Raw genomic sequence first — 15032 nt, forward strand, 5'->3', positions numbered from 1 at the left:
TTTTGGCCGGTGCTCCGCTAACAAGGCGGCGATGAGCAACAGCAACGACGACAGCCTCCGCCCTGCGACCAAGCTCGTGCAGGGCGGACGGCGCGCCGAATGGACCGGCGACCCGCGGCTCGGCGGCGGGATCGTCAATCCGCCGGTCTGGCGTGCCTCGACGATCCTTTACGACAATATCGCCGACCTCAAGGCGCGCGGCCATGCCACGCACGACAAGCTCTATTACGGCCGGCGCGGGACGCCGACGGTGTGGGCGCTCGCCGATGCGCTGACCGGAATGGAGGCCGGCGCCGAAGGGACGCTGCTCTATCCATCGGGGGTCGCGGCGATTTCGGCCGGACTGCTGGCGCTCCTCTCGCCGGGTGACCACCTGTTGATGGTCGATAGCGCCTATGAACCCACCCGCGCCTTCTGCAACGGCATGCTCGCGCGCCTCGGCGTTGAAACGACCTATTATGATCCGCTGGTGGGGGCACGGATCGCCGAGCTGATCCGGCCCGAAACGAAGCTCATCTTCCTCGAATCGCCCGGCAGTCTGACCTTCGAGGTCCAGGATATCCCCGCCATCACGCGAATCGCCCGCGAACGCGGCGTGTTGACGATGCTCGACAACACCTGGGCGACGCCCTTGCTCTTTCCGGCTATCGCGCACGGCATCGACGTGACGATGATGAGCCTCACCAAATATGTCGGCGGGCACAGCGACGCGATGATGGGTTCGCTCACCGCGACGCGCGCCGTGTGGCCGAAGCTTCGCAGCGCCGCCTACCAGCTCGGCCAGTCGGTTTCGCCCGACGATTGCGCGCTGATGCTGCGCGGGCTGCGCACGCTCGACGTGCGGATGCAGCGGCAGGGCGAAAACGGCCTCGCCGTCGCGAACTGGCTCGCGGGCCGGGCGGAGGTCGGCCGCGTGCTGCACCCCGCGCTGCCGGACGATCGCGGCCATGCGATCTGGTCGCGCGACTTTTCGGGCGCCAGCGGGCTGTTCGGCTTCACGCTGAAGGGCGTCGATGAAGCGGCGCGGACGCGCTTCATCGATTCGCTCGCCCATTTCGGGATCGGATTCAGCTGGGGCGGCTATGAAAGCCTCGTCGTGCCGGCCGACCCGGCGACCATCCGCACCGCGACCCGCTGGACCGACCCCGATCCGCTCGTTCGCCTGTCGATCGGGCTCGAGGACCCCGCCGACCTGATCGCCGATCTCGAACGCGGCCTTGCCGCGATGGCGGGATGATCGCGTTGGGCGGGTTGGGCGAAGCTGTCGTCGGCGCGGTCGATACGCTGAAGGCGATCGGCATCGACGTCGGATCGTACCGGCTCTCGCTCTATGGTCTGTTTTCGACGGTCATCGTCGCGATCCTGCTCTATATCGCGGTACGGATCGCGCTGCGCTCGACCAAATGGCTGCTGCGCCGCAACACCCAGATCGACGCGACGCAGCGACTGCTTGCCGAAAAGCTGATCGCGATCGCGCTTTTCGTCTTCGCGATGCTGTTCGGTATCGACCTGCTCGGCATCGACCTGACCGCTCTGGCGGTCTTTTCAGGCGCTGCCGGCCTCGCGATCGGTTTCGGGCTGCAAAAGACCGTCGGCAATCTGATAGCGGGAATCATCCTGTTGATGGACCGGTCGATCAAGCCGGGCGACATCATCGTCGTCGGCGATGGCAGCGCGATGGGTGGCACCAGCCTGCCGGGCGGGATGCCCAATGTCGGGCGCGTCGCCAAGATCGGCGTGCGCGCGGTCAACGTCATCACCCGCGACGGCAAGAAGCATCTGATCCCGAACGAGCTGCTGATGACGCAGGCGGTCGAGAATTGGAGTTTCGCCAGCCCAGAGGTGCGTGTGCGGATGCGCGTTCCGGTCGGCTACGACTGCGACCTCCGGCTCGCGCAACGGCTGATGGTCGAAACCGCGAAGGAAAATCCGCGCATCCTTGCCGAACCCGAACCCGTCGTCTGGATCACGGCGTTCGGCGAACGCGCGGTCGAGCATGAGCTTCGCTACTGGATTTCGGATCCCGAAGCGGGGCTCGGAAATATCCAGGGCGAGGTGTTTCTGGGAATATGGGACCGCTTCAAGGAAGCTGGAATCCGCATTCCTTACCCCCGCACGGACGTGCGGATGGTCGGGGCGCCGGATGAGGATCCGGCGCCCGCCGACGGAGTTTAGAAGCCGGTTTTCTTCGCGCGCTCGACACATTCGACGATGATGCGCTTCGCTTCGTCGACATCGCCCCAGCCGTTGAGCTTTGCCCATTTGCCGGGTTCGAGATCCTTATAGTGGGTGAAAAAATGCTCGATCTGCTGGAGCACGATCGGCGGCATGTCGGTGTAGCTCACGACGTCGGCATAATAGGGGAAGGTCTTGTTGACCGGGACGCACAACAGCTTCTCGTCGCCGCCGGCGTCATCTTCCATGAGCAGCACGCCGATCGGGCGGCATTTGACCACCGCGCCCGCGACGATCGGCGAGCGGGCGACGACCAGTGCGTCCAGCGGATCGCCGTCCTCGCCCAGCGTGTGCGGGACGAAACCATAATTGGCGGGATAGCGCATCGGGGTGTGCAGAAAACGGTCGACGAACAGCGCGCCCGACGCCTTGTCGAATTCATATTTCACCGGCTCGCCGCCGATCGGAACTTCGATCAGGACGTTGAGGCTGTCGGGCGGGCTGTCGCCGGCGGGAATCAGGTCGATGCGCATGGGAGAAGTCAGTCCTTTGTTTTTTGATTCGGGCGCCCCTTAGCCGTTCGCGCCGCGCGAAGTCGAGACACGCCGAAGCCGCGCGGCGATGACCGGTGTCTCGACTGCGCTCGATACGAGCGGACGATGGCGGGATTTAAAGCGCCCGCCGCGGCGCCAATAGCCGATCGAACCAGTCGGGGCCACTGCCGCTTTTTTCGAGATGCGGCCAGCGCAGCCCTCCGTGATAATCGATCTCGACATTACGATAACGCCCGCCGCGTTCGACGAGCAGCCGCACCGGCGTCTTGCCGTCGGCCGCCGCCTGAACCGCAGTTTCGATCCGCTCGCGGCTGTAGGCGAGCCCATCCACCGCGACGATTTTCGTACCATTGACGATATCGGCCTTGAAGGCGGGGCCGTTCCACAGGATGCCGGCGGCGACGCCATCCTTGTCGACCGTCATTCCCAGCGAATGGGTGAGGTCGGCGTTCCTCGCCTGCGTCATGCGGTCGCGATCGAAAACGTTCGGCGTATCGCTCCAGACGAGGCGGTACCCCGCACGCTCGATCCCGCCGACGGGCGCCGGCTGGCCGCTCGCCTGCATATGTTCGCGCAGGAAGCTGGCCCAGTCATAAGGGTGGACGAGGTTCAGCGCCGCGACCACATCGTCGAAGTCATAGCTGTCCTGCCCCCAATCGCCTTCGCGCCCGCCGAAAAAGGCGCGCGCGAAATCGTCGAGGCTCTTCGCATTGTTCGTCGCGCCGCGGATCAGCATGTCGGCCTCGAGCCACATCAGCGACCCTTCGTTATAATAATCCTCGCTCCGCGACCAGCTGGCGAAGGGCTTGGGCTTGCGCGCCGCAATCACCGGGTCGAGCGTCGTGTCCTCGACCGAGCGCCACTCGCGGCCGGGCTGGACGCTGTAATAGCCGGCGTTGGTCGCCCATTCGGCGAGCACCATCTCCTTCGACTGCATCCCCGACCGCGCGGCGAGCACGAGATCCCAGAAGCTCGTCTGCCCTTCGTAGACCCACAGCAGATTGTCCTGCATGGGGGTGCGATAGTCGGGGGTCCACAGCTTGTCCGGGCGGCGATATTTGCCGTTCCAGCTGTGCGTCAGCTCGTGCGGGAGCAGCCCGCGCTCGCTGTCGTTGTCGTTCCATTTGGTGAAATAGTCGGGGTTGCGGCTGTTCTCGCTCGACCGATGATGCTCGAGGCCGATGCCGCCGAGCTCGTCGGTCAGCGCGAGCAGGAATTCATAACGGTCGAAATGGCGGACCCCGAACAGCGCGACGGCTTCGGACACCAGCGCGGCGTGGCGCGCGATATGGTCTGGACTCGCCTCCAGATATTTCGCTTCGTCCGCGACGACATTCAGCGTCACCTTGTTGCCAAGATCCCATTTGCGGAAATATTTGCCCGCGAACATCGGGCTGTCGACGAGCGCCTCGTAATTGGTCAGGGCGAAGCTGTAACGATTGCCCGCCACCTTGAGCCCGTCGAGCGCCGCCGCCCCGGTCCAACCCTCCGGCAGCGTCACCTCAAGCTGTACCGGGATGTTCCGCGTGAAATAGCCTGCGGGATACAGGCTGACCTGTTCCCATTGCAGGTTCATCATGGCGGGCGTGACGACGACGCGGCCCTCGCTCGTCCGGGTTGGCGACAGGAAGTCGAAGATTACGTCGATACTCTTTGTGCCTGCGGGGACGTCGATGTCGAAGGCGTAGACGTCGGTCGGCTGGCGCGTCCAGGCGAGTGGCTTGCCGCCCGCCGATGCCTTGAACCCGGCCATCTCGGCGATCGCGCCGCGCGGGGCGTGCTTGCCGGGCAGCCATTCGGGATAGAGCAGCGTCAGCTTGCCCGCCTTCGCCACCGGGATCGTCTGACGGACGCGGAAGATGCCGCGTGCGACGTCGGTTGCATCGACCCGCAGCTGCATCATACCGGGATAGGGCTTGTCGGCGGGCAGCGGGATGGTCAGCGGCTGGACGACGGGCTGGGGGCGGCTATTGCCGTCCTGCGCGTGGATGGGGGAAAAGGCGAGGGGAGCGGCAAAGGCGGCGGCCGCGACGAACAGTGCTTTTTTCATGGGGAACCCCTCTGCCGCGAAATGGCGCCAAGGTCCAGCGGCGGCTCTGCAAGCGCGCTTTGCGTTTCGACGAAAAAGCATTAGACGCCGCCGCCATGAGCAAGGACAAATCCGCCAGAATCCCGACGCCGCAGGCTGTGCGCGGCACGCAGGACATGCTCGGCGATTTCGCCGACCGCTTCGCTTATGTTGTCGAGACGTTCGAGCGGGTGCGCCGCCTTTATGGCTTCAAGCGCGTCGAGGTGCCGGTGATCGAACCGACCGCGGTGTTCGCGCGCTCGCTGGGCGAAACAACCGATGTCGTGTCGAAGGAAATGTATTCGTTCGAGGATCGCGGCGGCGAATCGGTGACGCTGCGGCCCGAATTCACTGCGGGAATCGCGCGCGCCTATATAACGAACGGCTGGCAACAGTTCGCACCGCTGAAGGTCGCGACGCACGGGCCGCTGTTCCGCTACGAACGGCCTCAGAAGGGGCGCTATCGCCAGTTCCATCAATTGGACGCAGAGGTGCTCGGCAGCGACAGTCCGCTTGCCGACGCCGAACTGTTGGTGTTCGCCGACCAGCTTTTGAAGGAGCTGGGGATCGTCGAAGGCGTGACGCTGACGCTCAACACGCTGGGCGATGCGGCAAGCCGCGATGCGTGGCGTGCGGCGCTCGTCGAGCATTTCGAGGCGCATCGGGGCGACCTCAGCGAAGACAGCCTTGCGCGGCTCGACAAGAATCCGCTGCGTATCCTCGACAGCAAGGATGTAAAGGACCGACCGATCGCCGACAGCGCGCCCGACATCGACGCGTTTCTGACCAGCGAGGCGCAGGATTTCTTCGGTGCGGTGACCGCCGGGCTCGACGCCGCGGGCGTCGCGTGGGAGCGCAACGCGCGGCTCGTGCGCGGGCTCGACTATTATCGCCACACCGCGTTCGAATTCGTCACCGACCGGCTCGGCGCGCAGGGCACGGTCCTCGGCGGCGGGCGCTATGACGGGTTGATCGAGAATCTCGGCGGCCCCGCAACCCCGGCGGTCGGCTGGGCGGCGGGGATCGAGCGGCTGGCGATGCTGCTCGCCGACGATGTGATCGACAATCGGCTCGATGCGGTGATCGCGGTCGAGGATGATAGCCAACTTGCGCTAGCTATGCGGGCGCTCGCAGCGCTGCGTAGCGGTGGCTTCGCGACGGAGATCGTTGCGAGTGGGTCACCGCGTAAGCGCTTCGACAAGGCAGCAAAGGTTCCGGCGCGTGCGCTAATCTCAATCGGCACGCGCGACGGCGTACCGTTCACCCGAAGCAAAACTGATGGCAGTGACATCGCCGTCAGGGCGGACGCTTTGTTTAATTCGTTCTTCTGATGACCTCCGTTTCCGAAAAACAGATCGACGCCATCATCGAACGCCACGCCGCGCTCCAGGCGCGCATGGCGACGGGCGACATGGCGCCCGCCGATTTCGTTGCGGCGTCGAAGGAATTTGCCGAACTCGAGCCCGTCGCCAAGGCGGCAGCGGAGGTGACGCGGCTGCGCGCCGAGCTCGTTTCGCTGAACGAAATGCTCGCCGATCCCGAGATGAAGGCGATGGCGGCCGAGGAAATCGCCACTGTCGAGGCGGCGTTGCCGACCGCCGAACACGATCTCGCGATCAAGCTGTTGCCCAAGGACGTCGCCGACGAACGCGCGGCGATGCTCGAAATCCGTGCCGGAACCGGCGGCGACGAAGCAGCGCTGTTCGCGGGCGATCTGCTGCGCATGTACAGCCGCTATGCCGATGGGCAGGGATGGAAGGTCGAGGTCATCTCGGCGAACGAGGCCGAGGTCGGCGGTTACAAGGAAGTCGTCGCGTCGGTGACGGGGCAGGGCGTTTTCGCGAAGCTCAAGTTCGAAAGTGGCGTCCACCGCGTCCAGCGTGTTCCCGCGACCGAAAGCCAGGGGCGCATCCACACCAGCGCCGCGACCGTCGCGGTGCTGCCCGAGGCCGAGGAAGTCGATGTCGCGATCAACGACAATGACCTCAAGATCGACATCTACCGCGCGAGCGGAGCAGGTGGCCAGCACGTCAACACGACCGATTCGGCGATCCGCATCACGCATATTCCGTCGGGGCTGGTCGTGATCCAGCAGGACCAGCGCAGCCAGCACAAGAACAGAGCCAAGGCGATGCAGGTGCTGCGCGCGCGCCTCTATGACCTTGAGCGTGAGAAGATCCACAGCGCCGAAGCCTCGGCGCGCAAGTCGATGGTCGGGTCGGGCGACCGCTCCGAACGCATCCGCACCTATAATTTCCCGCAGGGTCGCGTGACCGACCACCGCATCAACCTGACGCTCCACCGCCTGCCCGAGATACTGGAAGGCGCAATGGACGAGCTGATCGACGCGCTGATCGCCGAGGATCAGGCGCAGCGGCTGGCGGGGTTGGGTGAGTGATGTCGGGTCCGCGCTGCGCGAGGCGGCGCGGCGGCTGGAGGGCGTGTCCGACACGCCGCGGCTCGACGCCGAATTGCTGATGGCGCACGCGCTGGGGGTCGAACGGCAATCGGTGTTGCTCGATCCCGCGCGCTATGATGTCCCCGTCCGTTTCGCCGAACTCGTCGCGCTGCGGATGAAGCGCGAACCGATCGCCTATATTCTGGGCTACCGCGATTTCTGGACGATCCGCATCGGGGTCGGTCCGGGTGTGCTGATCCCGCGGTCCGACAGCGAAACATTGATCGAGGCGGCCATCGAGCATTTCGATGCGGCGGGGCCGGAGCGCATCCTCGATCTGGGGACCGGGCCCGGTACGCTTCTCTTTGCGGCGCTCGGTGAATGGCCTGCGGCGTGCGGCCTCGGTGTCGACGCCAGCGATGTGGCGCTCGACTATGCCAATGAAAATGCGTTGCGGCTGGGGCTGGAAAACCGGGTGCATCTGATGCGGGGCAATTGGGCTGATCAAGTGGAAGGCCGGTTCGACCTTATTCTCTGCAATCCTCCCTATATAGCCGACAGCGAAGCGTTGATGCCCGATGTCGCCGATCACGAGCCCGCGGGTGCGTTGTTCGCGGGCGCCGACGGTCTCGACGATTATCGCCGCATCATCCCCGATTTGCCGCGGATATTGGCGCCCGGCGGGGTCGCGATCCTTGAAATCGGGCATATGCAACGCATATTGGTAACGGAGCTGGCCGAAGCAGCGGGCTTTGCCGTCGAATGCCGTCAGGATCTCGGCGGTCGCGACAGGGCGCTTTTGCTGACCCGCGCCTGATACCCGCACAAGAATTCGCTTGGTTTCGGCCGCAAAGCGCGTTAGGGGCGGCTTACAGACCCGGCACGGGTACCTTGATCGGTCCGGCTGGTCTGTTTCCCACTTACGATGCTGGTGCGGGGCTTTGGGGCCCGGCGCAAGCGGTAAAGGGCAAGAACCGCGCATGGCGCGGGCGCGACGCGCAATTGGCGCGATCGGCCAAAAGGGGTTGGCGTAGCTTATTAGCTTATTCGACAGGATGTCTCAGTTGAACATGAACAACCGGCAGAGCGGTCGCCGTCGCGGCCGCAACAACAACAGCAACAATAACAACCGCTCGCAATCGGGCGGTCGCGGTGGCCTTGACCAGGCCAACCGCATCGACAGCCGGGCCCGCGGCAATGGTGCCCAGATGATCGAAAAATACCGCAACCTCGCGCGCGATGCGCAGCTTGCGGGTGACCGGGTCCAGACCGAATATTATCTGCAGTTCGCCGACCATTATTTCCGCGTCGTGAGCGACTTCCGCGCCCGGCAGGAAGAAAAGGCCGCGGCGAGCGGCCAGGAGCGCAGCCACGACCGCAGCCGCGAGATTCGCGGCGTCGAAGACTTCGACGGCCATGACGATACCGACGGCGATATCGATACCGACAGCGGCCGCGACGACGGCGAAGCCGGTGACGAGCGTAATGAGCGCAGCGACCGTGGCCAGCGTGACAATCGCGACAATCGCGGCAACCGGGAGGCCCGCGGTGATCGCGACGACGACAATCGCGGCAGCCGCCAGCAATCGCGCGGACGGACCGCTCGCAATCGCGACGAGGACGAAGGCCGCGACGGCCGGAACGATCGCGGCGAAGTCGCTGCGCGCGACGAAGCCGCCGAGCAGGAGCCGGCCCCGCGTCCGTCGCGCCGTCCCGCACGCCGCGTCCGGCAGGATGACGGCGCCGACAAGGACAATGCCGGGATCGACACAGCGGTTCTGCCGCCGGCAATCGGCCGGGCCGATCGCAGCGCAGAAGACAGCGAAACCGCCGAGGTTGCCGCCGCGCCCAAGCCGCGCCGGACGCGCAAGACGTTGGCCGCGCGCGATACCGGGGTTGAAGCGGCCGAATAAGCCGGCGATTTCACGCTGGTTTTTCCGATTCGCATGACATAGCCTCCCCGCGGGATATTCGCGGGGAGGCTTTTTTATGCGCGGGTTGGCAGTGCTTTGCGTTCCATTTGTCCTGACGCCGCTCCCCGCCACGGCGCAGGACCCGGCTCAGGCGAATGCGCAGGGCGACCTTGCGGTCACCATCTATAATGGCGGCCAGTCTCTCGTTCAGGACATTCGCCAGATCGCGTTCCCCGCCGGCCGGACCCGACAGGAGTTTCCCGACGTCTCGGCCCAGATCCGGCCGCAGACGGTCTCCTTCGCTGCAGCGAACACCGCGATCGTCGAGCAGAATTTCGACTATGATCTCTTGTCACCCAATGCCTTGATGCAAAAGGCGGTGGGGGAGACGGTGACCCTGCTGCGCACCAATCCGGCGACCGGCGCGGAAACGCGCGAGCGCGCCAAGGTGCTCGCGGTCAACGGGGGCGTCGTGCTCCAGATCGGCCCCAGGATCGAGATATTGCGCGACGACGGCTTGCCGGTGCGCGTGATCTTCGACAAGATTCCGCCGAACCTGCGCGCCAAGCCGACGCTGTCGATCACCGTCGACAGCGACCGGACGGGGACACGGCCCGCCACGCTGTCCTATCTGACGAACGGCCTCGGCTGGGCGGCCGACTATGTCTCGCTCTACGACGAAAAGGCGGGAACAATCGATGTCCAGGGCTGGGTGACGCTCTCCAACAACACCGGCACGACGTTCGACAAAGCGAAGACGCTGCTCGTGGCGGGGACGCCCTCGAGCCGCGGCGCGATCTCGCCTGCCTATGGCCCGCGACCGCAGGCGTCTGGCAATTTGCGCCGCGCGGGCACAGAAACTGCGCCGCGCGAGCAACTCGGCGACTATTATCTCTATCCGCTCGCCGAACGGACGACGATCGCCAACGCGCAGACGAAGCAGGTGAGCTTTCTCGACGTCAGCGGAGTGCCGGCACAGAAAATCTATGAATTTACCGTCGGCGGGTTCAATACGATGACCGAACCCGCGAGCGCGGCGAGCGTGATCAAGTTCAACACAAGTGCGAACGGGGGCGGCCTCGGCGACGCCCTGCCGGCGGGAACGGTGCGATTCTATCAGCGTGACATGCGCGGCGATCCGCAGTTCATCGGCGAAAACAGCATCGGCCACACCCCGATGGGCAGCGAACTCGGTCTCGCGACGGGGCTCGCGTTCGACGTCAAGGTGCAGGCGACGGTCGTGAAGCGCGAGCGTATTTCGGACCATCGCTGGCGGACGCAGATGTCCTATCTGCTTACCAATGCGCGGCCGAATCCGGTGACGCTCGACCTCATCCAACGCGGGCTCGACTGGTATTGGGACGACACACGCATCCTCGACGAAAGCCGGAGGAGCGAACGGCTCGACAGCGACGGCACGCGGTGGCGGGTCGAATTGCCCGCCAATGCGGAAGCGACGATCACCGCCACCTTTGAAACACGTTACTGATCCGCGGCCGGGGATGCGCCGCTGGCCGTTCCTGTTGTCGATGCTCGCCGCGTCCCCGGCGGCGGCGCAGCCGGCGGTCACTTCCTCGGCACCCGATTCGGTGTCGGTCAGCGTTTTTCGCGATCCCCGACGCGACGAGGGCGGAGAGATTTCACCCGGCTGGTTGAACGGCTTCGCGCTGATCTCGGAAAAACGGACGGTCGATCTGCCGGCGGGCGAGGCGGCGATACGATTCGAGGGCGTCGCCGAGGGGATGATCGCGGTGTCGGCGATCGTCACCGGCCTGCCCGGGGGCGTGGTGCAGAAGAATCGCGACGCGGCGCTGCTCTCGCCTGCCAGCCTCCTCGACGGATCGCTCGGCAACCGCGTCCATATCCGCCGCACCAACCGCGCGACGGGCAAGGTCACCGAGGAGGAAGCGATCATCCGCTCGGGGCCGGCGGGGGCCGTCGTGCTTCAGACACGGGCGGGCTATGAGGCGCTACGCTGCACCGGCATTCCCGAGACGGTCCTTTACGATGGCGTGCCCGCGGGGCTGACCGCCAAGCCGACGCTGTCGGTGACGACGCGCAGCCCGACGGCGCAGCGCGCCACGGTCACGCTGACCTATCTATCGACCGGCTTCGACTGGGCGAGCAATTATGTCGCGCGCGTGCGCGAGGACGGCAAGACGCTCGACCTTTTTGCCTGGCTGACGGTCGCCAACAGCAATGGCGAAAGCTTTGCCGATGCCGGGCTCGCCGCTATCGCGGGCACGCTGAACAAGGTCAGCGATTTCGAGGAACTCGCCGAGCGCCCGCGCACGCCCCCGCTTCATTTGCGCTGCTTTCCGACCGGCAGCGGACGCTATGGCGCTCCGCCCCCACCTCCGCCGCCGCCCGCGCCTCCCCCCCCGGCGATGGACGCCGGCATGGACAGCATCGTCGTCACCGCGCAGCGCAGGCCGAGTGCCGAGATGTTGTCGGCCGTTGCGGTCGTGGCGAGTCAGGAGGATGTGGGCGATCTCAAGCTCTATCGCGTGCCCATCCCGGTCACCGTCGCCGCAAACGGGCAGAAACAGGTGGCGCTGCTCGTCAAGGACGGCGTGCCGTTTCGCACCATCTACCGCCTGCGCGTCCATCCCGGCGACGAAGGGGAGGCGATGATGCCCGAAATCCTGCTGCGGATGCAGAACCGGGAAGCCGGAGGTTTGGGGGTTCCGCTGCCAAGCGGGCAGGCGGCGGTGTTCGAACCGGTCGGCGGCCGGGACATGCTCGTCGGCGAGGGGCCGATGCGCGACCATGCGGTCGGCGAAAAGGTCGATCTCGTCATCGGCGAGAGCAGCCAGGTGCGAATCGACGTCGAGAATTATGTGCCGCCGAAGAATGGCGAGCACGATTATCGCATCACCGTGACCAATGCGAACCCGCACCCGGCGGATGTCGAACTCGGCTTCGACGTCGATGACAGCGACCGACTCGATTCGCGCATCCGCAAGCTTCCCCGCCGCGACGGACTGCTCACCTGGGTCGTCCGGGTGCCCGCGAACGGCAGCAAGACCTTCCCCTACCGCGTGAAGGCGGAAGACTAGGTGGGGGGCAGCGGGCGGGGGCGGTGATTCTCGTCGAGCGCGACGAAGGTGAACAGTCCTTCGGTAACGCGCTCCTCGGTCCGCCCGCCGTCGCGCGTTGCGATCACTTCGATCCGGATGCCCATCGAGGTGCGTCCGCGCCGCTCGAGATGCGCATAGACCGAGATGATGTCGCGGAGCAGGATCGGCGCGATGAACTCCATCGTTTCGATTGCCACCGTGGCGACCGCGCCCTGCGCCTCGCGCCCGGCGACGATTCCGCCCGCGATATCCATCTGGGAGAGAACCCAGCCGCCGAAGATATGGCCGTTGGCATTGATGTCGGCAGGGCGCGGGACGACGCGCAATATCGGATCGCGCGGGCAGTCGGGGGAGGGCTTATCGGTCATGATTCATATCCGGATCGTCTGCAAAAGGGTCTTCGATCGATTCATCGTGGCCGCTGCCACTCGACAGGAAGACGAGTCCCATCAGCGCTGCGCCGAGCATCACCGACAGGCCGACGCCGGCCGCGGTCGCGATGATCATGTGGATCGTCAGCGTCTCACCCATCGTGAAGCGGAGCCAGCCGAGCGCGCCGACGACAGCGAGCAGCGACACAAGCGCCATGCCCTTCATCAGCCGGCGATAGCGTGCCCAGGCGATGTTCGACGTGTCGCGATTGTCGAGCGGGGAACGTTTGACCATGCGCGCCTCCATGGACCAAGCCGCCGTCGCGGCCAAGCGCCATCGCGGTCGGTGGGACGTTTCGTCCCACCGGCGAATCATGATAGGCTCGCCCGGCAACAGAACCAAATATGGGAGCGGCAGCTATGACGATCGGAGCGATTCTTCGTGAACGGACCGGGACGGTGATTGCGGCGCGGCCGGTCGACACGGTGCGCGCGGTGATCGACCTGCTCGCGCAGAATCGGATCGGCGCGGTGCCGGTCGTCGAGGGCGACGCGGTCGTGGGCATTTTTTCCGAGCGCGACATCGTGCGGCTCTTGTCGTCCTATGGCCCCGCCGCGCTCGACCGTACGCTCGACGATGTCATGACCAAATCGCCCGTCACCTGCGATCCGAACATGGCCGTGATCGGGGCGTTGTCGCAAATGACGCAGAAACGGATTCGACACCTGCCGGTGGTCGATGGAGCCAGGATGGTCGGTTTTGTGTCGATCGGTGACCTGGTGAAATACCGAATCGACCGGATCGAGGCCGAAGCCGCGGCGATGCGCGACTATATTGCATCCTGAACGGGCGCGTCGGCCGCGGGCGCCGGGCGGCGGAGCACCAGGCGAATCACTTCGGCGAGCGCCTTTCGCTCGAGCAGCCACAACAGTGTGCCGTAAAGCGCTACGCCGAGGCCGACGAGCAAGGCGAGCTGGAGCGGGGCGGCAAGGCCGAGTGATTCGAGGGCCTGGCCCGCGAAGCCGACCCCGATCGCCATCACCAGCGCGGGCGCGAGGCCTGGCAGCATCGCGCGGGCTATATCCCATAAGGATACGCCGATCAGCGGTGACGAAAGCCGCGCGGTGATGACGAGGAGCAGCGGCGCGGCGACCAGCCATGCCCATGCCATGCCGACCAAACCCCACTCGGCACCGACGAGAAACGAGACGGGAAAGAGAATCGCGCCGCTCATCGCGGAGAACATCGAAATCGACGGCTTGCCGAGGGCATTGGTGACCGGGGCGAAGAGAATCTGGACCGTCATCAGGATCAGCGCGAGCGAGATGAGCTGGATATAAGGCACCATGCCGAGCCACTTGGCGCCGAAGAGTGTCTCGATCATCGGTCCGGCGACCACGGCGAGCCCGCAATAAAAGGGCGCAGCGACAAGCATCAGGATGCGCACCGTCTTGAGGAAGGACCAGCGCACCGCGGCGGCATCCTTCTTGATTCGCGCATAGGCGGGAAAGGCGACCTCGTTCAGCGGCGGTACGAACTTCGCCATGAAGATCTGCGCGAGGAAGAGCGCCTCGGCATAAAGGCCGAGCGCGTGCGCATCGAATCGCGCGCCGGCGATGAAAATGTCCGACTGGCTCTGCACCAGCCAGAAGAGCTGGCTGAACAGCACCGCCGAGCCGAATCCGACGATCTGGCCGCAACCCTTGAAGTTGAAACTGGGCCAGACAAGCAGCCGCGCCACCAAGGTCAGCCCGATCGCGCGCGTCCAGAACATGGCGATCGGAGCATAGACGAGCGTCCACACGCCATAACCCGCGAGCGCGCAGCCAAGCGCGGTGCCTGCGCCCGCGAGCGCCGCCAGCAGGTTGACGATCGCCTGGCGCCGGAAATCGAGCGCGCGACTCATCATCACTTCGGGGAGCGCGATAAAGGGCGTCGCGAGGAAGAGCAGCGCCTGCACGCGAAGAAGGTCTGCGACCATAGGCTGCCCATAATAGGCGGCGGCGAGCGGGGCACCGAAGAACTGGATCGCCGCGAGCAACGCGTTGAGCAACAGCAGCAGGCCGAATGCTTGCCTGATTCGGAACGGGTCGACCGAGTCGGATTGCACCAATGCACTCGCGAATCCCCATCCGTTGAGGAAGGCGAGGAAGGAAAGGACGACCTGCGTCATCGCGAAAAGCCCGTAATCGGCCGGATTGAGCAGTCGAATCACGAGCAGCGTGGAGGCCCAGGTGATGATTTGCGCCAGAATCTGGCTGCCCGAACGCCAGATCACCGCGCTTCTTACGCGGCTTCCGAATGCCTCGGCACTTTCTTCCTCTGCGCCGACGCCCTTGAATTCCGCGGTTTCACTCACCATTTTGTCCTTCTGGCCAGGGTCTCTCCCGGCGCCTCGAACAACTTTTGAAACAAAATTGCAAAAAGGTTGTTGACGCGAATCAGAGAGGGGCCTAGAGGCCTGTTCACCGG

General features: G+C 65.2%; 14 protein-coding genes. 9 read left to right on the forward strand and 5 right to left on the reverse strand.

Going from position 1 to position 15032, the window contains the following annotated elements; translation table 11 throughout:
* The first annotated feature begins 31 nt into the window (after positions 1-31).
* Both metC and VSX79_RS00680 read left to right on the forward strand, forming a co-directional pair.
* Positions 32-1237 (forward strand): cystathionine beta-lyase, encoded by a 1206-nt coding sequence (metC, locus tag VSX79_RS00675; protein WP_179498387.1) that lies wholly within the window; start codon positions 32-34, stop codon positions 1235-1237.
* The gene (locus VSX79_RS00680) at positions 1234-2175 is read left to right on the forward strand and encodes a mechanosensitive ion channel family protein (protein ID WP_179498389.1); all 942 of its coding nucleotides are present in this window, start codon (positions 1234-1236) and stop codon (positions 2173-2175) included. Before metC ends, VSX79_RS00680 begins: the two co-directional genes overlap by 4 nt.
* Here the strand turns inward: VSX79_RS00680 and ppa are convergent.
* Positions 2172-2708: an inorganic diphosphatase gene (ppa, locus tag VSX79_RS00685; RefSeq protein WP_179498391.1), complete on the reverse strand. Its 537-nt coding sequence runs from the start codon at positions 2706-2708 to the stop codon at positions 2172-2174. The two genes, VSX79_RS00680 and ppa, sit on opposite strands and share 4 nt — an antisense overlap.
* A 136-nt stretch (positions 2709-2844) precedes the next feature.
* Positions 2845-4779 carry a M61 family metallopeptidase gene (locus VSX79_RS00690; protein ID WP_326914131.1) on the reverse strand — a complete coding sequence of 645 codons (1935 nt, stop codon included), beginning with the start codon at positions 4777-4779 and terminating at the stop codon, positions 2845-2847.
* Between the two features lie 95 nt (positions 4780-4874).
* Between VSX79_RS00690 and hisS the strand changes: the two genes are divergently transcribed.
* The 6 genes from hisS to VSX79_RS00720 all read left to right on the forward strand — a co-directional run bounded on the left by hisS (position 4875) and on the right by VSX79_RS00720 (position 12167).
* Positions 4875-6128: a histidine--tRNA ligase gene (gene hisS / locus VSX79_RS00695; protein WP_326914132.1), complete on the forward strand. Its 1254-nt coding sequence runs from the start codon at positions 4875-4877 to the stop codon at positions 6126-6128.
* On the forward strand, positions 6128-7195 hold the full coding sequence (gene prfA / locus VSX79_RS00700; protein WP_326914133.1) for a peptide chain release factor 1: 1068 nt from the start codon (positions 6128-6130) through the stop codon (positions 7193-7195). Before hisS ends, prfA begins: the two co-directional genes overlap by 1 nt.
* Positions 7188-8012, forward strand: coding sequence for a peptide chain release factor N(5)-glutamine methyltransferase (gene prmC / locus VSX79_RS00705; RefSeq protein WP_326914134.1), 825 nt, complete (start codon positions 7188-7190; stop codon positions 8010-8012). Before prfA ends, prmC begins: the two co-directional genes overlap by 8 nt.
* 253 nt (positions 8013-8265) lie before the next feature.
* Positions 8266-9108 (forward strand): DUF4167 domain-containing protein, encoded by an 843-nt coding sequence (locus tag VSX79_RS00710; protein ID WP_306455589.1) that lies wholly within the window; start codon positions 8266-8268, stop codon positions 9106-9108.
* Between the two features lie 76 nt (positions 9109-9184).
* Positions 9185-10597 (forward strand): DUF4139 domain-containing protein, encoded by a 1413-nt coding sequence (locus VSX79_RS00715; protein ID WP_326914135.1) that lies wholly within the window; start codon positions 9185-9187, stop codon positions 10595-10597.
* Positions 10598-10610: 13 nt separating this feature from the next.
* Positions 10611-12167, forward strand: coding sequence for a DUF4139 domain-containing protein (locus VSX79_RS00720; RefSeq protein WP_326914136.1), 1557 nt, complete (start codon positions 10611-10613; stop codon positions 12165-12167).
* Here the strand turns inward: VSX79_RS00720 and VSX79_RS00725 are convergent.
* Together VSX79_RS00725 and VSX79_RS00730 are read right to left on the reverse strand one after the other, a co-directional pair.
* Positions 12164-12556 (reverse strand): acyl-CoA thioesterase, encoded by a 393-nt coding sequence (locus VSX79_RS00725; protein ID WP_179498403.1) that lies wholly within the window; start codon positions 12554-12556, stop codon positions 12164-12166. The two genes, VSX79_RS00720 and VSX79_RS00725, sit on opposite strands and share 4 nt — an antisense overlap.
* On the reverse strand, positions 12546-12854 hold the full coding sequence (locus VSX79_RS00730) for a hypothetical protein (protein ID WP_179498405.1): 309 nt from the start codon (positions 12852-12854) through the stop codon (positions 12546-12548). The genes VSX79_RS00725 and VSX79_RS00730 overlap by 11 nt, the downstream gene beginning before the upstream one ends.
* A 125-nt stretch (positions 12855-12979) precedes the next feature.
* Here VSX79_RS00730 and VSX79_RS00735 point away from each other — a divergent pair, with 125 nt between their 5' ends.
* A complete protein-coding gene (locus VSX79_RS00735) occupies positions 12980-13405 on the forward strand; it encodes a CBS domain-containing protein (protein WP_179498407.1) in 426 nt (141 codons plus the stop codon).
* Here the strand turns inward: VSX79_RS00735 and VSX79_RS00740 are convergent.
* Positions 13390-14922 (reverse strand): lipopolysaccharide biosynthesis protein, encoded by a 1533-nt coding sequence (locus tag VSX79_RS00740; RefSeq protein ID WP_179498409.1) that lies wholly within the window; start codon positions 14920-14922, stop codon positions 13390-13392. The genes VSX79_RS00735 and VSX79_RS00740 overlap by 16 nt on opposite strands.
* Between the last annotated feature and the right edge of the window lie 110 nt (positions 14923-15032).

The organism is Sphingopyxis chilensis (assembly GCF_035930445.1).
GTDB lineage: Bacteria > Pseudomonadota > Alphaproteobacteria > Sphingomonadales > Sphingomonadaceae > Sphingopyxis > Sphingopyxis chilensis.

What these genes read in the sequence shown, in the direction of transcription:
- metC (WP_179498387.1), top strand. Translation starts at nt 32, where the DNA reads ATGAGCAACAGCAACGACGACAGCCTCCGCCCTGCGACCAAGCTCGTG.
- VSX79_RS00680 (WP_179498389.1), top strand. Translation starts at nt 1,234, where the DNA reads ATGATCGCGTTGGGCGGGTTGGGCGAAGCTGTCGTCGGCGCGGTCGAT.
- ppa (WP_179498391.1), bottom strand. Translation starts at nt 2,708, where the DNA reads ATGCGCATCGACCTGATTCCCGCCGGCGACAGCCCGCCCGACAGCCTC.
- VSX79_RS00690 (WP_326914131.1), bottom strand. Translation starts at nt 4,779, where the DNA reads ATGAAAAAAGCACTGTTCGTCGCGGCCGCCGCCTTTGCCGCTCCCCTC.
- hisS (WP_326914132.1), top strand. Translation starts at nt 4,875, where the DNA reads ATGAGCAAGGACAAATCCGCCAGAATCCCGACGCCGCAGGCTGTGCGC.
- prfA (WP_326914133.1), top strand. Translation starts at nt 6,128, where the DNA reads ATGACCTCCGTTTCCGAAAAACAGATCGACGCCATCATCGAACGCCAC.
- VSX79_RS00710 (WP_306455589.1), top strand. Translation starts at nt 8,266, where the DNA reads ATGAACAACCGGCAGAGCGGTCGCCGTCGCGGCCGCAACAACAACAGC.
- VSX79_RS00715 (WP_326914135.1), top strand. Translation starts at nt 9,185, where the DNA reads ATGCGCGGGTTGGCAGTGCTTTGCGTTCCATTTGTCCTGACGCCGCTC.
- VSX79_RS00720 (WP_326914136.1), top strand. Translation starts at nt 10,611, where the DNA reads ATGCGCCGCTGGCCGTTCCTGTTGTCGATGCTCGCCGCGTCCCCGGCG.
- VSX79_RS00725 (WP_179498403.1), bottom strand. Translation starts at nt 12,556, where the DNA reads ATGACCGATAAGCCCTCCCCCGACTGCCCGCGCGATCCGATATTGCGC.
- VSX79_RS00730 (WP_179498405.1), bottom strand. Translation starts at nt 12,854, where the DNA reads ATGGTCAAACGTTCCCCGCTCGACAATCGCGACACGTCGAACATCGCC.
- VSX79_RS00735 (WP_179498407.1), top strand. Translation starts at nt 12,980, where the DNA reads ATGACGATCGGAGCGATTCTTCGTGAACGGACCGGGACGGTGATTGCG.
- VSX79_RS00740 (WP_179498409.1), bottom strand. Translation starts at nt 14,922, where the DNA reads ATGGTGAGTGAAACCGCGGAATTCAAGGGCGTCGGCGCAGAGGAAGAA.